Source organism: Agrobacterium leguminum (genome assembly GCF_005144435.2).
Taxonomy (GTDB): Bacteria; Pseudomonadota; Alphaproteobacteria; order Rhizobiales; family Rhizobiaceae; genus Agrobacterium; species Agrobacterium leguminum.
The window spans coordinates 466,165-487,380 of record NZ_CP120211.1 but is presented as its reverse complement, the minus strand read 5'-3'; the positions used below and the strand labels follow the sequence as shown (position 1 = coordinate 487,380).

Genomic DNA, 21,216 nt, shown 5'->3' with positions numbered 1-21,216 from the left:
GGAGAAACAAAATGCGTGTTTCCATCGTCTTCGGTGCGCTTGCCGCCATGCTGGCGCTCACCGCCTGCCAGACGTTGACGCCGGAAGAGCGCCGGGCGCGGGATGAGGCGACTTGCCGGGGTTATGGTTTCCGCCCCGGCACGGACCCGATGGCCGGTTGCCTTCTCGATCTGGAAATGGACCGCCGCGCCGACAACCGCGCCTGGCAGGCGCAGATGAACCGTGACATGTTCTACCGCCCCGTGGTGGTGGAGCGGCGCATCATCGTCCAACAGAACCCCTGACGGGAATAAAGGCGACATTGCTCGCCACCCTGCCCTCATCCCTCTTCGCCGCCAGCGTTGCCTGCGCCGCGGCCAGGCGGGCAATGGGCACGCGGAAGGGCGAGCAGGACACGTAGTCGAGATCGGCGTCCTCGCAGAAATGGATCGAGGCCGGGTCGCCGCCATGTTCGCCGCAGATGCCGAGCTTCAGCTCCGGCCGCGTCTGGCGGCCGCGTTCGGCGGCGATGCGGATCAACTCGCCCACGCCATCGAAATCGAGCGAGATGAACGGGTCGCGCTCGATGATGCCCTTGCGCTGATAGGTATTGATGAAACGCGCCGCATCGTCGCGGGAAATACCGAAGGTGGTCTGCGTCAGGTCGTTGGTGCCAAAGGAGAAAAATTCCGCCGCTTCCGCAATCACATGAGCGCGCAGGGCCGCACGCGGCAGCTCGATCATCGTGCCGGTGAGATATTCGATCTCCATGCCGGTTTCCTGCGCCACCGCAGCGGCGACGCCGTCTATGACTTCGGTGACGTAATCCAGTTCCGCGCGCAGACCGACAAGCGGCACCATGATCTCGGGCACGACCGGCGCGCCGGTGATGCGCGCCGCCGCAACGGCCGCTTCGAAAATGGCGCGTGCCTGCATTTCGGCGATTTCCGGATAGGAAATGGCGAGACGGCAGCCACGATGGCCGAGCATGGGGTTGAATTCGTGCAGCGCATCCAGCCGCTGGCGGAACACCGTCTGCGGCATGCCCATGGCGGCCGCCACCTCGACGATTTCGCCATCGGTCTTCGGCAGGAATTCGTGCAGTGGCGGGTCGAGCAGGCGGATCGTCACCGGCAGGCCGTGCATGATCTGGAAAAGCTCGGTGAAATCCGAGCGCTGCATCGGCAGAAGCTCATCGAGCGCCGCCCGCCTGCCCTTTTCGCTTTCGGCGAGAATCATCTCACGCATGACGTGGATGCGGTCGCCCTCGAAGAACATATGCTCGGTACGGCAGAGGCCAATGCCTTCCGCGCCAAAGGCGCGGGCGGCGCGGGCGTCGGCGGGTGTGTCGGCATTGGTGCGCACCGTCATGCGGCGCAGGCTGTCTGCCCACTCCATCAGCTTGCCGAAATCGCCAGAGAGTTCCGGCTGCGTCATCGGCACCTCGCCCTTCAGCACCCGGCCGGAAGAACCGTCGATGGTGATGACATCGCCGCGTTTCAGCATACAGCCGACGCCGATCAGCACCTTGTTGCGCATGTCGACGCGCATGGAGCCGGCGCCGGTGACGCAGGGAATGCCCATGCCGCGCGCCACCACGGCGGCGTGACTGGTCATGCCGCCGCGCGTGGTCAGAATGCCTTCGGCGGCGTGCATGCCATGAATATCTTCCGGGCTGGTTTCGATGCGCACCAGAATGACGCGGCGACCTTCGGCTTCCGCCGCAACCGCCTCTTCGGCGGTAAAGACGATTTCGCCCGTCGCCGCCCCCGGAGAGGCCGGCAGGCCGGAGCCGATGATGGGGCGCGATGTGCCGGGATCGATGGTGGGGTGAAGCAGCTGGTCGAGCGACGAGGGCTCGATGCGGCAGACGGCTTCTTCCTGCGAGATCAGCCCCTCTTCCACCATATCGACGGCGATCTTCATGGCCGCTCGGGTGGTGCGCTTGCCGGAACGGGTCTGCAACATCCAGAGCTTGCCGCGCTCGATGGTGAATTCCAGATCCTGCATGTCGCGATAATGGTTTTCCAGCCGCTTGCAGATCGCCAGAAATTCACTGAACGCCTCCGGCATCAGCTTTTCCATCGAGGGCTTGTCGGAGCCGGAGGCAAGACGCGCCGCCTCGGTGATGGATTGCGGCGTGCGGATGCCCGCCACCACATCTTCGCCTTGGGCGTTGACGAGAAATTCGCCGTAAAGCTCCGCCTCGCCCGTCGAAGGATTGCGGGTGAAGGCGACACCGGTTGCCGAGGACGAGCCGAGATTTCCGAACACCATGGCCTGCACGTTGACGGCCGTGCCCCAGTCCCCCGGAATATTGTGCAAATGGCGGTAGGTCACGGCGCGGTGGTTGGTCCAGCTGGCGAAGACTGCGCCGATGGCGCCCCAGAGCTGGACATGACAGTCCTGCGGGAAGGCTTCGTCCAGCTCATCCTCGATCAGCTTTTTATAAAGCGAAACGACATGCTGCCATTCGACCGCCGACATGTCGGTATCGTATTCATGGCCGAGGCGGCCTTTCTCGTCCTCGAGAATTTCCTCGAACAATTCGTGGTCGAGGCCCATGACCACATCGGCATACATCTGGATGAAGCGGCGGTAGCTGTCCCAGGCAAAACGCGCGTCGCCCGCATCGTGGCCCAGCGCCTCGACGGTGCGGTCGTTGAGACCCAAGTTCAGCACGGTATCCATCATGCCGGGCATGGAGGCGCGCGCGCCGGAACGGACGGAGATGAGCAGCGGCGAGTGGCTGCCGCCGAAGGTCTTGCCGGTCACGGTTTCCATGCCGTGCAGGCCAGCCATGACCTGCAGCTTCAGCTCTTCGGGGAGATCGCGGCCGTTCTTGTGATAAAGCGCGCAGGCATCGGTTATGATGGTTAGGCCGGGGGGAACGGGAAGGCCGAGACTTGCCATTTCGGCAAGGTTCGCGCCCTTGCCGCCCAATATCGCAACGTCACCTGCCCTGCCTTCGGCAGCACCGTTGCCGAAGGTATAAACCCACTTTTTCATTCCACGCTCTCCACCCAGAAGCGTTGTCATTTTTCTATCATCTACAGCATTGGCGGCACGTTGGAAACGCCGCAACGTGCAGTTTACATCGCAGTGCAGCATAATTGCGGCAAATTGCGCGCAAGAATTGCCGCAAAGGCCGAATAACGGCATGATTGACGCATTCGTGTAATGCGCTGAACTGGAGTGTTGCCTAAGCCATTCAAATCGCCGACAAAGAGATTATTCATGCAATTTACCCGCCGCCATACGCTTAAATTTGCCGGAATTTCCTGTGCCGCCAGCGCGCTTGCCGGGGCGCTCAAAGCCGAAGGCGCAGTGTCCGTCGCAGGCCCCGCCTCCGCCCTTCCCTTCGCGCTGACGACGCCGATGCATATCGGTCAGGCCGCGCTGCGCGTGCGCGATCTCGACCAGATGATCGAGTATTACCGTTCAGTGCTGGGCATGAACGAGGTGGAGCGCACGGCAAGAGGCGTGACGCTCGGCGTCGGCACCGTGCCGCTGCTCGATCTGGTGCACAAGCCGGCGGCGGATTTCGAAAGCCCCACCTCCGCCGGCCTGTTCCACATCGCCTATCTGATGCCCTCGCGCAAGGATCTGGCGCGCTGGTTGGTACATGCGGCGCTGAAGCAGGTACCGCTTACCGGTTTTGCCGATCACAATGTCAGCGAGGCGATCTATCTCAACGATCCCGAGGGCAACGGCATCGAGGTTTACAGCGACCGGCCGAAGGATACATGGGTCTGGAGCGGCCGCGTGGTGAAAATGGGCACCGAACCGCTCGATGTCGACGATCTGGTGAAGCTGACCGATACCAAAAGAAGCGACTACGAGGCTGCCCCGCCGGGAATGCGCATCGGGCATGTTCACCTGCGGGTCGGCGAAATCGCCGCCGCCCGCGCCTTTTACGAAACGGCCGTCGGCCTGCAACCGACGCAGGACGCGCGCTCCGATGCCTCGTTTCTCTCTTCCGGCGGGTATCATCATCATCTGGCGGTGAATACATGGAACAGCCGTGGCGCGAAGGAACGCAACGCCATGGAAACTGGCCTCGACTGGTTTTCCCTCACCGTTCGCAACCCCGATGATCTGGAGGCGCAGAAGACGCGGCTGCGGGCCGCCGGTTATGTGCTGGTGGAGATGGAGAATAACGTCGTGGAAGCGATAGACCCCTGGGGCACGCGGCTGCGGCTGGTGCCGGCGTGAGCAGGCGGTAGCGATCCGCACTGCACGATTGACACTTATGGCAAGCTCGGCGTTTACCAGGATTCGTAGTGTCCTCTCCTTGCGTCATTCCGGCCTTGAGCCGGAATCCAGTCGACGCGGCTCTCGCGCGACGGGAAGAGTCCTTTCAGCCCAAGGACTTGGGCTGGCTGGATACCGGCTCAAGGCCGGTATGACGGAAAGAGGTTTACTCCCCTGACACAATTGCCAATGCAAACCGCCGCGCAACCCTATGAACCCGGAAAAAGAAAGCCTTGCGAGGCCACGGCAGCGGCCTCGCAAGGCATTCCATCCGGTACAGGAAACCGGATGGTGGGGTCTGTGATGAGCCCTTTGGCCCTTGCGGAAAACATAGCAAAACACCGCGCATTGTCGCTCACCCGAATGGGTGATACGGCCAGATAAATTCGCGATGGTGGGCGAAGGGGAAAAGAAGCCTCAGACGGCTTCGCGCAATTGTTCGGCTGTCTGCAAATCCACGGAGACGAGTTGCGAGACGCCCTGTTCGGCCATGGTGACGCCGAAGAGGCGGTTCATGCGCGCCATGGTGATGGGATTGTGGGTGATGATGACGAAGCGGGTTTCGGTGGAGGCCACCATCTCGTCCATCAGGTTGCAGTAACGCTCGACATTGTGGTCATCCAGCGGTGCATCCACCTCGTCCAGCACGCAGATGGGCGCGGGATTGGTGAGGAAGACCGCGAAGATCAGCGCCATGGCCGTCAGCGCCTGTTCGCCGCCGGAAAGCAGCGTCATGGTCTGCGGTTTCTTGCCCGGCGGGCGGGCGAGGATTTCCAGGCCCGCTTCCAGCGGATCGTCGGATTCGATCAGCTGCAATTCCGCCGTGCCGCCGCCGAAGAGATGAGTGAACAGCCGCTGGAACTGCGAATTGACCACATCGAAAGCGGCGATCAGCCGTTCGCGGCCCTCGCGGTTGAGGTTCTGGATGCCGGCGCGCAGCTTGCGCACGGCGTCGATGATGTCGTCGCGTTCCTTGATCAGCGCTTCGAGCTTGGCGGAAAGCTCGGCCTGCTCTTCCTCGGCGCGCAGATTGACGGCGCCCAGCCGCTCGCGTTCAATCTTCAGCCGATCGAGATCGCGCTCGACATCGCGAATGTCCGGCTTCGGCTGGTCGGGGCCAAGGCCGGTCAGGCGGAAGGCCATATGCGGCTCGGTATTCAGCGTTTCGCGGATGCGATGTTCGGTTTCCTGCCGCTTTTCGCGGGCGGAGACCAGCCGCTCTTCGGCGCGGCCACGCTTTTCGCGGGCTTCGGCCAGTTCCGAAAGCGCCGTTGCCGCCACCCGGTCGGCGGCGCGCTGCAGGTTTTCCGCCTCGGCCAGCCGGTCGGCGGCCTCGCGGCGGGCGTCTTCGGTCTTCTGCAATTCGTTGAGGAGGTTGCGGCGTTTCTCGTCGAACTCCTCCGGCGCTATGTCCAGCTCGGCGATTTCCTCGCGTGCCTCTTCCTCGCGTTCGCGCAGCGTGGCGATGTGATCGGCCGCACTTGCCGCACGCGATTGCCAGGTGGAGCGCTCCTGCCCGATTGCCTGAATTCTGCGCTGGCGGCTTTCCGCCTCGCGGCTCACACCCTCATGGCGGGCGCGGGCCTCCGCCAGAAGGCCACGGTCGGTCGCGACTTCAAGCTGGCTTTCGCGCAGCCGCAGATCCAGCACGGAAAGATCGGGCGCGTCTTCCATTTCGATGCGGGCGTTTTCCTCCTGAACAGCGATCTCATCGATCTGCGCACCGATCTGGTTCAGTGCTTCAGACACGATATCGCGGCGGCGCAGCAGATCGCCCGAGGCCCTTTCGGCGGCGGTGAGCGCCTCGCGCGCCTCGGCAAGATGGCGGGTCGCAAGACGGCTTCTGTCGCGCACTTCCGAGAGCCGCAATTCGCTGCTGCGGATATCTTCGGTTTTCGCGGCAAGCTGGTCTTCGGCCTCGTCCAGAATGGAGCGGGCCTCATCCAGTTCTGTCTCGATTTCAGCGAGGCGGTTCTTCTGCGACAGGCGAAGCGCTGCGGCACCCGGCGCATCGGCGCTGGCTATGTGACCGTCCCAACGAAACAGCGCGCCTTCGCGCGTCACCAGCCGCTGTCCGGCCTTCAAATGCGGCAGCAGGCGCCGGGCTTCCGCAGTGTTTGCGACGACACCGATCTGCGCCAAAGCGCGGCGCAGGGCTTCCGGCGCCTGCGCATAATCCAGAAGCGGTTTAGCACCCTGCGGCAAGGCGGGATCATCAGCGCCATCGCCATTTCCGGCCCAATAGGCGGGCGCGGCGGGATCGAGCGGGCTTTCGAGATCGTCGCCGAGGGCGGCACCCAATGCCGCCTCGAAACCGCGCTCCACCGTCATTTCTTCGGCCACCGGCGTAAAGCTGCCATTGGCGGCGGCGCTGGAGGCAAGGATTTTGGTGATGGTGCGCGCTTCCGTGTCCAGCGCGTTCAGCCGGTTCCGCGCCGTTTCCAGCGGCGCGCGCGCCAGCGCTTCGGCGGAACGGGCCTCGGCGACGGCAGCTTCGGCTTCCTCCACCACGATCAGGGCATCCTCGACCGCGATCTCCGCCGCCTCGACCGCTTCGCGCCGTTCGGAAGGATCGGGAAGGCCGGAGAGTTTTTCGTCGATGGCATCGATCTCGGCGGATGCCTCCTGCGATTGCCGTTCCAGCCTCAGCTTACGGTCGGAAAGATCGCGGATCGCCCGCTCCAGTTGCTGACGGGCGGCGGCGGCCTCGGCCCGTTCGGCAGTGATCGCGGTGAAGATGGCTTCGCTTTCCGCCAGCTTGATAGCGGCCGCTTCGAAGGCTTCGCGCATTTCGTCGGCATGGCGGCCGGAATCGGACAGGATTTCGAGGAGTTCGGCCTCTTCCTCATCGAGCCGCGCGAGTATCTGGGCATTATCGGAGACCAACCGTTCCTCGCGGATAATATCCTCGCCAAGCTGCGACAGGCGGCGGGCCAGCTCATCACGGCGGCGCAGCAGGCGGTTGGCCTCGTCATCCAGCTGGGTGCGGGCGATTTGCAGGCGTTGCAGGGCGGCGGCGACTTTCGCCTCGTCCTCGCGCAGCTCCGGCAGTTTCAGGCTGGCGATTCCCTGCTGCTTGGCCGCTTCCATCTGCGCCTGCGCTTTTTCGGCGACGATGTTGGTGGCCTGATTGAGCGCGCTTTCCGCCTCCCCCTCGGCTTCCTTCGCCTCGACCCAGCGGATGTGCAACAGGGTCGCCTCGCGGGCGCGGATATCGGCTGACAGCATCTTGAAACGGTTGGCCTGCCGCGCCTGGCGTTTCAGGCTTTCGATCTGGCTTTCCAGCTGGGCGGTGACGTCTTCCAGCCGCTCCAGATTGGTCTCGGCGGCGCGAAGGCGAAGCTCGGCTTCGTGGCGACGCGAATGCAGGCCGGAAATGCCGGCCGCCTCTTCCAGCAGCTGGCGGCGGGCCTGCGGCTTGGCATTGATGAGCTCGCCGATACGCCCCTGCCCGACCATGGAAGGCGAGCGCGCGCCGGTGGAGGCGTCGGCAAACAGAAGCTGCACATCCTTGGCGCGCGCCTCCTTGCCGTTGATGCGGTAGACGGAGCCGTTTTCGCGCTCGATGCGGCGCGTCACCTGAATTTCATCGGCATCGTTGAAGGCGGCGGGCGCGGTGCGGTCAGAATTGTCGAGATAAAGGCCGACTTCGGCGGTGTTGCGGGCCGGGCGATTGCCGGAGCCGGAGAAGATGACGTCATCCATGCCGGATGCGCGCATGTTCTTGTAGGAATTCTCGCCCATCACCCAGCGCAGCGCTTCGACCAGATTGGACTTGCCGCAGCCGTTCGGCCCGACGACACCGGTCAACCCCGGCTCGATGATGAATTCGGAAGGTTCGACGAAGGATTTGAAACCGACGAGGCGGAGCTTGTTGAACTTCATGCCGTCACGCCCCAGCAAGAAGACGGGCAATAAAAAACGGGCGTGCGGCAATATCCGCCGCCCGTTCCTTTAAAGGTCCGGCGATCAGAGCAGCTTGTCGATGACAGCCGACATGGTTTCAACCGACATGTCTCCTGCGTATTTCTTGCCGTTGATGATGAAAGTCGGCGTGGAGTTGACGCCGAATTCCGTCGCACCGCGTTGCATCGTTGCGTTCACATCATCCAGAAGTTTCTGGTTCGTCAAGCAGGCCTCGAAAGACTCCTGTGAGAAACCGGCCATTTTCGACATTTGCAGCAGGGCGGCGCGCGCATCCTGTGCAACGGCCCAGCTCTGCTGCTGCTTGAACAGCATGGAAACGAAGGGGAAATACTGACCTTCCGGTGCGCAGCGCGCCAGCATGAAGGCGGCAGCGGCGCGCGGATCGAACGGGAATTCGCGCAGCACGAAATAGACCTTGCCGGTATCAATGTATTTCTTCTTGATCTCTTCGAAGGTCTTGTTGTGGAAGTTGGCGCAGTGCGGGCAGGTCATCGACATGTATTCGACGATCTTGACGGGTGCGTTGGCATCGCCGAGCGCGGCTTCCGGCAGCGGGCCGGGCTTCATCACCGCAGCCATATCCACATCGCCGGTGGATTCAGGCAATTCCTGCGCCTCGGCGATACCGGGCGTGAAGGCAAACGGCAGGGCCGTGGCAACGGCGGCAAGAGCAACGCCGCCGAGGAGGCTGCGACGGGAAATGGTCAGTTCGGGAAAATGCATGAAAGCACCTGTTGGTAATAGACTCTATTGTCCGTTGATTCCGATATAGCGACGGCCTGTTCATCACAAGCGGGGTTTTGAACTCTTCTTGTCAAAGAATTGTGACCAGTCAAGGACAGCCTGTGCACATCAAATCGTCCTGCCGCGCGGCTTTTTCTGCAATACCGCCGTGCCCAGCCTCTCCACCGCCTTGCGCAAAGCCTCGCTCTCGATGCCGTCCATCATGTCATCGAGACGTTTTGCCGCATCGCCGCGCAGGGGTTGCGGTTTGCGCCGGCGGTTGACGGTTTGGGACACCGGTTTCTGCACGATCCTGATCTGGCGCACCGCCGGAAAGCCGAAAAAGCCGTTGATGCGGGCAATCAGTTCGCCCTGCGCATGGGTGAGAAACAGGGCGCGCGCGCCTTCGCAGGCAATCGTCAGCACGCCCGGCTGATAACCGCCACGATCCGGCCCCTCGTCGCGGCGCGGCCAGGTGATCTTTTCCGGTCGGGTGCAATCGGCGAAGTCGTCGCCAGCGATCTCGTCCCAGGAGCCGAGCAGCGCCGTGTTGATGCCCGCCCGTTTGGACAGCACGGGGTCCATGATGCCATTGGCGACTTCGGCGATCTGCACGACGCCTTTGCGGAATGAATCTGCGGGTTTCTTCATGCTCTCCTCGACAGAGGCCAAGCGGCCTCAAGCGGTCGCGCCATCGTCATCTTCTTCGCCGCGCAACAATGCGCGAAATCGTCGCCAGTCCCGGCAGGCGCCCAAGCGTATCATTCCCGCCACCAAACATCCAAAGAGGAAATAGGCCCCAGCCAAAAACTTCAGATGCGATATTCCCGGCTTATCCGACATAACGGCAATCACCAACATGCATGTCAGGACGATGGAGAGGTATATCCACAGGCCATGGCAGAAAATCGCCCAGAAACCGGATTCGATAATTCGAAAGCGGCGCGAGGGCTTGCCTCTCATCTTCTCCAGTTCACGGACTTCGCCGATCAGGCGGGAAACCACAAAGGCCACGCTGTTCTGACGCCCGAAACACAGCCGGCCAATATGGTTCAACAGGCTCCCAATCAGGCAAAGGGCCAACAAAACCCCGATAACATAAAGCAGCGGTTGGGGTATATTATCCAGCAGCGCATTCAGCATGGGGCTCTTCCTCCAAAATCGGATCATGGGTTTCGATGTCGGGCGTTCGTCACCGGATGCGGTTTTCCACGCCGCCGCCGCAGGCTGCTGTTGCAGATTGCCGTGCCGTGTCTATGTTCAGCGGCGATGAACACACATACGCGGCAACACATATCACATCCGACGGCGGAACAACTTCTCGCATGGTACGACCGGCACCATCGCGAACTGCCATGGCGCACGTCTCCCGCCATGGCGGCACGGGGAAAACGCGCCGATCCCTATCACGTCTGGCTGTCGGAGGTCATGTTGCAGCAGACAACGGTGCAGGCGGTTAAACCCTATTTCCTGAAGTTTCTCGCGGCATGGCCAAGCGTCAGCGATCTGGCCGCGGCTCCGGTCGAGGATGTCATGGCGGCCTGGGCGGGGCTCGGTTATTATGCCCGCGCCCGCAACCTTAAAAAATGCGCCGAAGCCGTGGCGCGCGACCATGGCGGCACCTTTCCGGACAGCGAAGAGGGTCTGAAGCAACTGCCCGGCATCGGCGATTATACCGCCGCCGCCGTGGCGGCCATCGCGTTCAACCGGCAGGCGGCGGTGATGGACGGCAATGTGGAGCGTGTCATCTCCCGCCTCTTTTCCATAGACGCTCCCCTGCCCGGCTCAAAGCCCGCCATGAAAGCGAAGGTGGCCGCACTTACCCCTTCTGACCGGCCCGGCGATTTTGCCCAGGCGATGATGGATCTCGGCGCGACGATCTGCACGCCGAAACGGCCGACCTGCGCGCTCTGTCCGTTCAACGGCCACTGTCTTGCGCTTGCCTATGACGAGCCGGAGCGTTTTCCGGTCAAGGCGGCGAAGAAGGCAAAGCCGGTGCGGCTGGGGGCCGCCTTCGTGGCGGTGAATGCGAGCGGTGAAATCCTGCTCCGTCGGCGCATCGAAAGCGGGCTTCTCGGTGGCATGACCGAGGTGCCAACAACGACATGGACCGCCCGCATGGACGGCGGCACGGAGGCGAGCCATGCGCCCTTTGCCGCCGGCTGGCAGGCGGCGGGCGTCATCGTGCATGTCTTCACCCATTTCGAACTGCGGCTCACCGTCTATCGCGCGCAGGTGTCGGACGACCTTAAAACCGGCCCGGATGACGGATGGTGGGAGCCGGTTACAAATCTTGACGCACAGGCGCTGCCAACGGTGATGAAAAAAGTCATCGCCCAAGCTATTCCATCCGCGTATCGGCCCGAAAATCGAAATTGATTTTCGATAGGAACGATACGCAACTCAAAGATTTAGAGCGTCTGAAAGACGCGCTAATGTTCGATGAAAGCAGGAAATTTCGATGACCAAGATTGAGCATATCGTATTCGACATCGGCAAGGTGCTGATCCATTACGATCCGCATATTCCCTATAGCCGCCTCATTCCCGATGCCGACGAGTGCAAATGGTTCTTCGAAAACGTCTGCACCCATGACTGGAACCTCGAACAGGATCGTGGACGCCGCTGGGAAGATGCCGAAGCGCTGCTGGTGGAGCAGTTTCCGGAGCGGGAAGAGCATATCCGCGCCTTCCGCAAGTTCTGGCACGAGATGGTCTCGCATTCCTATGATGACAGCGTCGCCATCATGGTTGCCCTGATCGACAGCGGCCATGACGTGACGATGCTGACCAACTTCGCCTCCGACACGTTTCGCGAGGCGCAGAAAATGTTCCCCTTCCTCACTTTGCCGCGCGGCGTCACCGTTTCCGGCGATGTGAAGCTGTTGAAGCCCGATGTGGCGATCTACGATCTGCACGCCAGGGAATTCGGCCTCAATCCGGCCGCCAGCCTCTTCATCGACGATACGCTCGTGAATGTCGAAGGCGCGAAGAAAGCAGGCTGGCAGGCCGTGCACTTCACCGGCGCGGAAAAGCTGCGGCAGGATTTGCGGGCTTATGGGGTGGAAGCGTAAGCTGGCTGCCGGGCAAAACGGTGACGTGGACGCCCGGCTACAACTCGTTGGCCCAGTCTTCATGTGCGTGGCGGACGCGGACGATCAGGACGTCATCGTCCGTTCCCACGGCATAAACAACCAGATGTGCCCTGAACCGATGGATACGCAGCGGCGGTAACAACTCATGCCGCTCTCGTGCCATTCGTGGGTTGCGAGATATCAGCTCAAATATCTCATAGAGTTCCCGGTGATATTTTTGCGCCTGCGCCAGCCCGAATAAGACGATGCCTTCTTCGACTATGCGAATGACGTCCTCTTCCGCGAGCAGAGACAGGCGAAAGCCCATGATCAACCGATTTTGCGTTTCATCGAGCGGGCTTCAGCCTCGGCGAACAGGGCCTCCTGCGAGCGATACCCGACGCCACTCTGCAGTCCCTCATCCACAAAACGCTGCATCGCCGCGATTTTTTCGCCTCGTTCCTGATCCTTGCGGATCAGGTCTCGCACGTAGTCACTCGCATTGGAGTAACGACCTGTCCTGGATTGGGCCTCGACCCATTCTTTCATGGGGGCAGGCAGCGATATGTTCATGGTCGCCATATTCATCTCCTTTGATGGAAGAGTGCAGAATTTGGCAAAGTTTGTCAAAACAGATCGGGAAAAGAAATTGGCGCAGGCGGAAATGGCGGTCTCCGGCCTGCGCCAGTCCTGCCGCAAGCGGCATCGGACGCAATGTTTTTGTGATTTTTCCGAACCGGATTTTCACAACCACTGCTCTGATTTGAGACAGTATTGCCGATCTCTTGCGCGAAACTTGTCTTGCTAAAATAGGATACTCGAAAATACCAACGCCCGACACCGAAGTGCCGGGCGTTGGTCGTTCTCCATCCGGGACTGAAGGTACTAAACCGGACGGAGACATAGGCTGACAAGGGCGGGCGGTGGATCGTTGCGTCTAAGCCTTTTGGGCTTTGACTATTCGGCCTTTGCCAGTTCACTGCGGATGATCGCTCTCAGATCGTCGATCGGCTTCAGCGTGTCGCCGTCTTCGAAATGCCAGAACGTCCATCCGTTGCATGCGTCGAGACCCTGCACCTTCGCGCCGAGGCGGTGAATGGAGCCGGCGGTCCCGCCGGATGCAATCGTACCATCGGCACGAATAATGGCGCTATAACGGCGTCGTGCATCCGTCAGCACCTGACCAGGACGGACGAGGCCGCTTTCCACCAGCGTGTTGAAGGCGACGCGCGGTTCGGCCTTCTTGCCGGTCATCACGGTCAGTTCCGCCTTGCCGAGCGGCTCGACGGCGGCGATGCGGGCGGATGCCGCGTCGATATAATCCTGTTCGCGCTCGATGCCGACGAAGTGGCGGCCGAGACGTTTTGCAACGGCGCCCGTGGTGCCGGAGCCGAAGAATGGGTCGAGCACGATATCGCCCGGCTTGGTGGAGGCCATGATGATGCGCGCCAGCAGCGCTTCCGGCTTCTGGGTCGGATGCACCTTCTTGCCGTCGTCACCCTTCAGCCGCTCGTTGCCGCTGCAGATCGGGAACAGCCAGTCGGAGCGCATCTGCACATCGTCATTGGAGGCCTTCAGCGCATCGTAGTTGAAGGTGTAGTTCTTGGCTTTCGGATCGCGGCTGGCCCAGATCATCGTCTCATGCGCGTTCTGGAACCGGCGGCCCTTGAAGTTCGGCATGGGGTTGGTCTTGCGCCAGACGATGTCGTTCAGGATCCAGAAATCGAGGTTCTGGAGCATGGAGCCGACGCGGAAGATATTGTGGTAGGAGCCGATGACCCAGATGGTGCCGTTCGGCTTCAGGACGCGGCGGCAGGCGAGCAGCCAGGCACGGGTGAAGGCGTCATAGGCCTCGAAGGAGGCGAACTGGTCCCACTCGTCATCGACGGCATCGACCAGCGACTGATCGGGACGGTGCAGCGTGCCGCCGAGCTGGAGATTATAGGGTGGATCGGCGAAAATCGCATCGACCGACTGGCTCGGGAGGGCATCCAAGGCAGCGACACAATCACCTTTGATGATGCTGTCTTTCCAGGCGTCGCTCTCGCCCGCACGATCAAAACCGGCACGCCGAAAATCGGCCAGCGGAAAAACTGCTGCCATTGGTACTCGCTCCATACGCTTACTCTCTACTGATGCTTATGGTTACCGAAGATGGTTATCAAAGCCTGAACAAGTCACGGAAAATGCGAAATAAATGGCTGTCGCGGCCCGCAGGCGCGATTTGCGGCGGCCGGCGGGGGGAACCCGAAGTCGGGCAAAAACGTTGTGCACAACGGGTTCTCCTGTCCCCGCATATCGGCGCGGCAGGAAGAGCCATGATGGCAGGGGGTAATCCGCAATGGGGTCCGTGATGAAAATGGCTTCTTTTTCCATGAATGTCGTCTGCGCCGCACTTTTCGCAACGGCGCTGCCGGCGCCGTCGCAGGCGCAGCAACCGGCCCCGCAATATAACGTCGTCACCGATGCGGTCCTGTTCGATGGCGGCCCCTCGCTCGGCAACAGCGACAAGGTGCGGTGGGATTTCTACAAGGCAGACCGTTCCGGCGGGCGTACCGACGACAATGCCGGCGGCTCCTATGACGCCACCTTCGAGGCGAAACTGCCGGCGGGCAAATATGTCGGGGTGGCGGCGCTGAGCAATGTGACCCGCGAAGTGTCGTTCGAGGTGAAGGACGGAAGCGTCGCGAGGCCGAAGGTGAATTTTGATGCTGCGGAATTGACCGTCGTGCCGAAACGCAGCGCCGGCGGCGATGTGGAAACGCAGGCCAAGACGGAAATCACCAAGGGCGATTTCAAGGACAGCGTCTATGGCCAGAACACCGTCTTCGTGCCGGCGGGAGACGTCGTCCTCACCGGCAGCATCGGCCCGGCGCGGGCTGAGGAGACGCTTGCCATCAAGGCGGGCGAGAAGATCAGCCACGAGCTTGTCATTCCAAGCGGCGTGGTGATCGCCAAGGCCGTTTATGCGGAAGGCGGCAGGGCGGTGGAAACGGACGATATCCGCTTCGAAGCGATGTCGGCCAAGGAAACGCTGGATGGCACGCGTGAGACCATCAACGGCATTTACGGCACCGGCAAGATCATGGAAATGCCCGCCGGCGACTTCGTCATGCGCGCGCGCCTGGGCAAGGTGACGGTGGAACAACCATTCACCGTGACTGCCGGAAAACGAACCGAAATCACCCTCGATCTCGATGCGGGCGTTCTCGCCATCAAGGCGCCCGGTGCGGAACGGATCGATATCGTTGAAACCACCAGGGATCTTCAGGGCACGCAGAAGGAGATTTCCGGCCGTTACGGCACGCAGCATCAGGAAACCCTGCATCCCGGCGAGTATTCGGTGAAGGTGAGCTACGACAAGAAATCCGGCCGCGAGCCGAAGGAGATCAAGGCGACGGTCAAGGCCGCCGAGAGAACCGAGACGGATGTGCCGGAGTAGGCCTCGGCCGCCGCCCGGCCGGAGGCTCTGGCCGTTCGCCGATTTTCACACCTGCGAAGCCTGACGCCGCGATACGGTCGCACAGTCTTATCCACTGACAGCCTCGACAGGCCGGCCTGATCTCGCCTGCGGCGAAAGCCAGACGCATCTTCGCGAGAAAGTCGGGCGTCGCCTGCAACCTCTTGCCGGCGATTAATGTCTCGCCCAAAAGCGCAGCCACCGAAAGGCGGGCCGTCTCGTCCCGCTGCACCACGCCTTCGTTAAAACAGTGGGCATGGCTTTCACACAACAGGCCCTCGCAAATATCGTCCGGCCCATCCACCAGCTCGATGTCCTCCTCACCGGCATTCAGGCGGGCGGCGACACGGTCGTAATTTTCGACGAAACCGGACGTATATCCCTTGCCCACATAGGTGAGCATACAGAGAAGATGGTGGGGCCGGAGGCGGACGGTCACGGGGCCCGCCCTATCCGACGATGGCGAAGGCGTCGCGCACCGAGCCGGACGAGGTGCGGATCGCCTTGCGGCCGATCCATTGCACATGTCCGTCGAGGATACGCACCGCCTCTTCGGCGCGACCGCCACGCAGCGCGTCGATGATCGCGCGGTGATCGGTATCGGTGCGGCGCTCCCAGCCGGCGCGCCAGGCGGAAAACAGGAAGCGGGCGCTCGCCGCATGCAACCCGTCGATCGCCTCCATCAAGCGCGGCATGTTGCAGGGCGCGGTGATGAGGCGGTGGAAGCGGCGGTTGGCCTCCTCCCAATGCTGCACATCGACGGCGCTGTCGCCTTCGAGCGTTGCCGCCTCCGCCTGGTCGAGAATGGCGGGCGTCATGTTGGGAATGGCGTGGCGGAGCGCCAGAACCTCAAGGGCGGCGCGCATTTCCGCCACCTCGCGCACATCGTCAAGGCCGAAATCCGCCACCCGGACACCCCGTCGCGGAATGCTGGCGGCAAGCCCCTGCGCTTCCAGCCGGCGGAATGCCTCGCGCACCGGCACATGCGACGCGCCGAATTCGGCGGCGATGTGATCCTGCCGCAACCTTTCGCCCGGCGACAGCTCGCCGCGAACGATGCGGTCGGCAAGCGTGCGGCTGATGCGCGCGGCAATGGTGTCTTCGGGCGTGTTCTTCACTGGCTTGGGCATAACATCCCATAACGCATATGGCGCGGCCGTGTGTAGCGGTTTTTGCGCGAAAGAGTAACGCCAAACCAAATATTCGAGGCGGCACAGTCGCTTACACAGGCCGACCGAGCTATGAGCCTGATGGGACCGACCTTTGCGGGTGCGCCGGTTGAGCTTGGCGCGGACATGGTCTAAAAGCCCGGCATCGTTTTCTTCCAGCCAAATCCGATACAGGGAGCGCCCATGAGCGGCTTCGACCTCATTATTTTCGACTGTGACGGCGTTCTGGTCGATTCCGAAATCATCGCGGCGCAGGTGGAATCCCGCCTCTTGACCGAAGCCGGATATCCGATCTCCGTCGAGGAAATGGGCGAACGTTTCGCCGGCATGACCTGGAAGAACATTCTTCTGCAGGTGGAAAGCGAAGCCAGCATTCCGCTCTCCGCCTCGCTGCTCGACAAATCGGAAAAGCTGCTCGACATGCGGCTGGAACGCGACGTGAAAATCATCGAGGGCGTAAAATTCGCGCTGTCGCGCCTGACCACGCCGCGTTGCATCTGCTCGAACTCATCGAGCCACCGCCTCGACATGATGCTGACAAAGGTGGGCCTGAAGCCCTATTTCGCGCCGCATATCTATTCCGCCAAGGATCTCGGCGCCGACCGCGTGAAGCCGAAGCCCGATATCTTCCTGCATGGCGCGGCGCAATTCGGCGTTTCCCCCGACCGCGTGGTCGTGGTCGAGGATTCCGTGCACGGCATCCATGGCGCAAGAGCCGCCGGCATGCGCGTCATCGGCTTCACCGGCGCATCCCACACCTATCCGAGCCACGCCGACCGGCTGACGGATGCGGGCGCGGAAACCGTGATCTCGCGCATGCAGGATCTGCCGGCCGTGATTGCGGCAATGGCGGAGTGGGAAGGCGCTTTTTAATCTGTGGCTTTGTCACAAACGCCGCTTCGTCATGCTCGGGCCTGTCCCGAGCATCTGCAACGTTTTGATTTTACGATACGTGTTTGGATCCTCGGGGCAAGCCCGAGGATGACGTCGCGTGTGAGGAATGTTTTGTCCGCGACCTGACCGGAGCCCGCAAAAGCAGCCTCCGGTTTTTTACATTTCACCCGTCAAATCACCGGCGCTTGGTCTTTGCCTTTGCGCCCTGCTCGGCGAAGCCGATGAAGACGCTGACAGACTTCGGTGCGCCGCCCGGTCCGTTGGGGATGGCGACGTGGTCGTTGTTGAAGATGAACTGCGTGCCGGCCCCGCCTGCCGGAACATCGACGGCGAAGGCGGTGGTTTCGCCGTAGATCTCGCCGTCGCCGTCCTTCACCGTCACGCGGATCGGCACGGTCACGCGGCCGGGCTTGGCCATCGGGCCGGGAACGAGGCGGCCCTGGGCCAGCACGTTCACGGTGAGCGTCGATTCATTGGCGGTACATGAACGCGTCGTATCGGACAGCGAGACCTGATAGGCGAGTTTCTGCGGATCGTCCTTGGCGCCGCCGGCATAGACGCGATGAACGGCGTTGGCATCGAGAACCGTCACGGCCGGGCAATTGGCCTGAACCACGGCAGCCGTCGGTGCGGCCTGCGCCGCCGGCGGGTTGACGGCAAGCGAGTCCGACGGGTTGGAGGAATTGCATCCTGCAACAACGACGAGAAGCGACATCGCGGCGGACAAACGCAAGAAATTCCCTGACACTCTTCTAAATCCTCTCCCTTGTCCCGGAACAGAACCGGAGACGCTGTTTATTGACCTTTCACCCAGGTTGGCGATGGTCTATAGCAGCGACGCCGGAAAAAATCGATTGGCATGTTCGGTTTTGCTTGAATTTTCAGAAAAGCCCTTCATTACCTCGCCAATCGCCTCATTCCGGTGAGACGCTGCGGACAAAGACGCCGATCGCATCGGTAACGGATAAGGGACTATCTCGTGGAATATGTATCGACCAGGGGTGCGGCCCCTTCGCTTGGTTTTTGCGACGCGCTTCTGGCGGGCCTTGGCCGTGACGGCGGGCTTTATGTTCCGCGCAAATGGCCTTCCATGTCGAAGAAGGAAATCCGCAACCTGCGCGGCAAGTCCTATCAGGACGTCGCCTTCGAGGTTCTCTACCGTTTCACCGGCGGCGAGATTCCGGCAGACAAGTTCAAGGCGATGATCGACGACGCCTATGCGACCTTCCGGCATCCTGCCGTCGTGCCGCTGACGCAGACCGGCCCGAACACTTTCGTGCTGGAACTTTTCCACGGCACCACGCTCGCCTTCAAGGACGTGGCGATGCAGCTTCTCGCCCGCCTGATGGACTACACGCTCTCCGAGCGCGGCGAGCGCGCCACCATTGTCGGCGCCACCTCGGGCGATACGGGCGGCGCGGCCATCGACGCCTTTGCCGGGCGCGAGCGCACCGACATCTTCATCCTTTTCCCGAACGGCAAGGTCTCTCCGGTGCAGCAGCGCCAGATGACGACGTCGACCGCTTCCAACGTGCATGCGCTGGCGATCAACGGCAATTTCGACGATTGCCAGACGCTGGTGAAGGAGATGTTCAACGACGTGAAGTTCCGCGACGGCGTGAAGCTTTCCGGCGTCAACTCCATCAACTGGGCGCGCATCATGGCGCAGGTGGTCTATTATTTCACCGCCTCGCTTTCGCTCGGCGGCCCCGACCGGAAGATTTCCTTCACCGTTCCGACCGGCAATTTCGGCGATATCTTCGCCGGTTACGTCGCCAAGAAGATGGGTCTGCCGATCGACAAGCTCGTCATCGCCACCAATGACAACGACATTCTGGCGCGCACGCTGAAGACCGGCCGTTACGAGATGCGCGGCGTCAAGCCGACCACCTCGCCCTCCATGGACATCCAGATCTCGTCCAACTTCGAACGCCTGTTGTTTGAAGCCTATGGCCGTGATTCCGCTGCGGTAAAGGCATCGATGGACGGCCTCAAGCAATCCGGATCCTTTGAAATTCCGCCGCATGCGCTGAAATTCATCAAGAAGGATTTCCGCGCCGGCCGCGCTACCGAAAAGCAGGTGGCGGCAACGATCCGCGACACGCTTGAGAAAACCGGCTACCTGATCGACCCGCATACGGCGACCGGCGTTTTCGTGGCGGAAAAGCACGAAAAGGCGTCAAGCCCGATGGTCGTTCTGTCGACCGCTCACCCGGCTAAATTCCCGGCCGCTGTAAAATCCGCTTGCGCAATCGAGCCTGCGCTTCCAGTATGGTTAGCTGACATTATGAACCGGGAGGAGCGTTTCGACATTCTGGATGCGGAGCTCAAAGCCGTGGAAACCTTCATCGGCAAACACGCACGCGCCGGCAAATAGAGACGCGGAAAGACGTTGAGTATGAGAGTAAATGTGACCCGGCTTTCGTCCGGGTTGACCGTTGTGACGGAAAAAATGCCGCATCTCGAAAGCGTCGCTCTTGGGGTGTGGATCAAATCCGGTTCACGCAACGAGACGACTGCCGAACACGGCATCGCCCATCTTCTCGAACATATGGCTTTCAAGGGCACGGCGCGCCGCACCGCCCGGCAGATCGCCGAAGAAATCGAAAATGTCGGCGGCGAAGTCAACGCCGCGACATCGACGGAAACGACCTCCTACTACGCCCGCGTCCTGAAAGACCACGTCCCCCTCGCCGTCGATATCCTTGCCGACATCCTGACGGAATCGCTGTTCGACGAAGACGAGCTGGAGCGGGAGAAAAACGTCATCCTGCAGGAAATCGGCGCGGCGACCGATACGCCCGACGACGTGATCTTCGACAATTTCTCCGGTGTCGCCTATCGCGACCAGACTATCGGCCGCCCGATCCTCGGCACGCCGGACACCGTTCAATCCTTCACCACCGGCCAGATCAGGCATTATCTCGCCCGCAACTACACGACGGACCGCATTTTCGTCGTGGCGGCAGGCGCTGTCGATCACGAGAGCTTCGTGAAGCAGGTGGAAGAACGTTTCGCCTCGCTGCCGCAGCTGCCCATCGCCACACCGGTGCTCGAAAAGGCTATCTATACCGGTGGGGAAATCCGCGAGACCCGCGACCTGATGGATGCGCAGGTGCTCCTCGGCTTCGAGGGCAAGGCCTATCACGCCCGCGATTTCTATTGTTCGCAGATTCTCGCCAATATCCTGGGCGGCGGCATGTCTTCCCGCCTGTTCCAGGAAGTGCGCGAATATCGTGGCCTGTGCTATTCGGTCTATGCATTCCACTGGGGCTTTTCCGATACCGGCATCTTCGGCGTGCATGCGGCCACCGGCGGCAACGACCTGCCGGAACTGGTGCCCGTCATTCTGGAGGAACTTCGCAAGTCCTCGCAGACCATCCATCAGGAAGAAATCGACCGCGCCCGGGCGCAAATCCGCGCGCAATTGCTGATGGGCCAGGAAAGCCCGGCCGCCCGCGCCGGCCAGATGGCCCGGCAGATGATGCTTTACGGCCGGCCCATCCCCAATGAGGAGATGATGGAGCGGCTTGGCGACATCACCCGCGCGCGCCTGACCGATCTTGCGGGACGGCTGTTTTTCGATACAGTTCCGACATTGTCCGCAATTGGCCCGCTCGAACATCTGCCGCCTCTTTCCGACATCACTGCCGCGCTTTCCGCGCAGCAGCCCGCAAGGATAAAGGCGAACGGATAAACCGATATGAGAGCGGGATTTAAAGGCAAAGACCGCTCAT

19 protein-coding genes are annotated in these 21,216 nt (G+C 61.6%); 8 read left to right on the top strand and 11 right to left on the bottom strand.

The window, feature by feature from the left end; all coding sequences use genetic code 11:
* Positions 1–11 precede the first annotated feature (11 nt).
* Positions 12–284, top strand: coding sequence for a hypothetical protein (locus tag CFBP4996_RS02350; RefSeq protein ID WP_035260597.1), 273 nt, complete (start codon positions 12–14; stop codon positions 282–284).
* On the opposite strand, the gene ppdK is transcribed toward CFBP4996_RS02350, so the two are convergent.
* Positions 262–2,988, bottom strand: a complete 2,727-nt coding sequence (ppdK, locus tag CFBP4996_RS02345) for a pyruvate, phosphate dikinase (RefSeq protein WP_059754071.1) — start codon at positions 2,986–2,988, stop codon at positions 262–264. The genes CFBP4996_RS02350 and ppdK overlap by 23 nt on opposite strands.
* A 228-nt stretch (positions 2,989–3,216) precedes the next feature.
* On the opposite strand from ppdK, the gene CFBP4996_RS02340 reads away from it, so the two are divergent.
* Positions 3,217–4,194 (top strand): VOC family protein, encoded by a 978-nt coding sequence (locus CFBP4996_RS02340; protein ID WP_080852547.1) that lies wholly within the window; start codon positions 3,217–3,219, stop codon positions 4,192–4,194.
* Positions 4,195–4,650: 456 nt separating this feature from the next.
* Here CFBP4996_RS02340 and CFBP4996_RS02335 read toward each other — a convergent pair whose 3' ends face one another.
* The 4 genes from CFBP4996_RS02335 to CFBP4996_RS02320 all read right to left on the bottom strand — a co-directional run bounded on the left by CFBP4996_RS02335 (position 4,651) and on the right by CFBP4996_RS02320 (position 10,026).
* Entirely contained in the window at positions 4,651–8,118 is a 3,468-nt protein-coding gene (locus CFBP4996_RS02335) for a chromosome segregation SMC family protein (protein WP_080853231.1), read from the bottom strand.
* A gap of 84 nt (positions 8,119–8,202) precedes the next feature.
* Complete coding sequence (locus CFBP4996_RS02330) at positions 8,203–8,883, bottom strand: DsbA family protein (protein ID WP_072494057.1); 681 nt, start codon at positions 8,881–8,883, stop codon at positions 8,203–8,205.
* Positions 8,884–9,012: 129 nt separating this feature from the next.
* Entirely contained in the window at positions 9,013–9,534 is a 522-nt protein-coding gene (locus CFBP4996_RS02325; protein ID WP_065116149.1) for a DUF721 domain-containing protein, read from the bottom strand.
* A gap of 27 nt (positions 9,535–9,561) precedes the next feature.
* Entirely contained in the window at positions 9,562–10,026 is a 465-nt protein-coding gene (locus CFBP4996_RS02320; RefSeq protein ID WP_035263001.1) for a hypothetical protein, read from the bottom strand.
* 126 nt (positions 10,027–10,152) lie between these two features.
* On the opposite strand from CFBP4996_RS02320, the gene mutY reads away from it, so the two are divergent.
* Together mutY and CFBP4996_RS02310 are read left to right on the top strand one after the other, a co-directional pair.
* A complete protein-coding gene (mutY, locus tag CFBP4996_RS02315; RefSeq protein WP_080852548.1) occupies positions 10,153–11,262 on the top strand; it encodes an A/G-specific adenine glycosylase in 1,110 nt (369 codons plus the stop codon).
* 82 nt (positions 11,263–11,344) lie between these two features.
* On the top strand, positions 11,345–11,956 hold the full coding sequence (locus CFBP4996_RS02310) for an HAD family hydrolase (RefSeq protein ID WP_080852549.1): 612 nt from the start codon (positions 11,345–11,347) through the stop codon (positions 11,954–11,956).
* Positions 11,957–11,993: 37 nt separating this feature from the next.
* On the opposite strand, the gene CFBP4996_RS02305 is transcribed toward CFBP4996_RS02310, so the two are convergent.
* The 3 genes from CFBP4996_RS02305 to CFBP4996_RS02295 all read right to left on the bottom strand — a co-directional run bounded on the left by CFBP4996_RS02305 (position 11,994) and on the right by CFBP4996_RS02295 (position 14,059).
* A complete protein-coding gene (locus CFBP4996_RS02305) occupies positions 11,994–12,284 on the bottom strand; it encodes a type II toxin-antitoxin system RelE/ParE family toxin (RefSeq protein ID WP_162935992.1) in 291 nt (96 codons plus the stop codon).
* Between the two features lie 2 nt (positions 12,285–12,286).
* Positions 12,287–12,538: a type II toxin-antitoxin system ParD family antitoxin gene (locus tag CFBP4996_RS02300; RefSeq protein ID WP_080852551.1), complete on the bottom strand. Its 252-nt coding sequence runs from the start codon at positions 12,536–12,538 to the stop codon at positions 12,287–12,289.
* A gap of 375 nt (positions 12,539–12,913) precedes the next feature.
* The gene (locus CFBP4996_RS02295; RefSeq protein WP_003520492.1) at positions 12,914–14,059 is read right to left on the bottom strand and encodes a site-specific DNA-methyltransferase; all 1,146 of its coding nucleotides are present in this window, start codon (positions 14,057–14,059) and stop codon (positions 12,914–12,916) included.
* Between the two features lie 238 nt (positions 14,060–14,297).
* Here CFBP4996_RS02295 and CFBP4996_RS02290 point away from each other — a divergent pair, with 238 nt between their 5' ends.
* A complete protein-coding gene (locus tag CFBP4996_RS02290) occupies positions 14,298–15,398 on the top strand; it encodes a hypothetical protein (protein WP_080852552.1) in 1,101 nt (366 codons plus the stop codon).
* On the opposite strand, the gene CFBP4996_RS02285 is transcribed toward CFBP4996_RS02290, so the two are convergent.
* Both CFBP4996_RS02285 and CFBP4996_RS02280 read right to left on the bottom strand, forming a co-directional pair.
* A complete protein-coding gene (locus CFBP4996_RS02285) occupies positions 15,358–15,819 on the bottom strand; it encodes a DUF1284 domain-containing protein (RefSeq protein WP_080853232.1) in 462 nt (153 codons plus the stop codon). The two genes, CFBP4996_RS02290 and CFBP4996_RS02285, sit on opposite strands and share 41 nt — an antisense overlap.
* A 46-nt stretch (positions 15,820–15,865) precedes the next feature.
* Entirely contained in the window at positions 15,866–16,546 is a 681-nt protein-coding gene (locus tag CFBP4996_RS02280) for a GntR family transcriptional regulator (protein ID WP_059754101.1), read from the bottom strand.
* Positions 16,547–16,768: 222 nt separating this feature from the next.
* Between CFBP4996_RS02280 and CFBP4996_RS02275 the strand changes: the two genes are divergently transcribed.
* Positions 16,769–17,458 carry an HAD family hydrolase gene (locus CFBP4996_RS02275; protein WP_003520496.1) on the top strand — a complete coding sequence of 230 codons (690 nt, stop codon included), beginning with the start codon at positions 16,769–16,771 and terminating at the stop codon, positions 17,456–17,458.
* Positions 17,459–17,654: 196 nt separating this feature from the next.
* Here the strand turns inward: CFBP4996_RS02275 and CFBP4996_RS02270 are convergent, their stop codons facing one another.
* The gene (locus CFBP4996_RS02270; protein WP_035236805.1) at positions 17,655–18,194 is read right to left on the bottom strand and encodes a hypothetical protein; all 540 of its coding nucleotides are present in this window, start codon (positions 18,192–18,194) and stop codon (positions 17,655–17,657) included.
* A gap of 264 nt (positions 18,195–18,458) precedes the next feature.
* On the opposite strand from CFBP4996_RS02270, the gene thrC reads away from it, so the two are divergent.
* Both thrC and CFBP4996_RS02260 read left to right on the top strand, forming a co-directional pair.
* Positions 18,459–19,856, top strand: a complete 1,398-nt coding sequence (gene thrC / locus CFBP4996_RS02265) for a threonine synthase (protein WP_003520498.1) — start codon at positions 18,459–18,461, stop codon at positions 19,854–19,856.
* Positions 19,857–19,877: 21 nt separating this feature from the next.
* Positions 19,878–21,176: a M16 family metallopeptidase gene (locus CFBP4996_RS02260; RefSeq protein WP_003520499.1), complete on the top strand. Its 1,299-nt coding sequence runs from the start codon at positions 19,878–19,880 to the stop codon at positions 21,174–21,176.
* Positions 21,177–21,216: the final 40 nt, after the last annotated feature.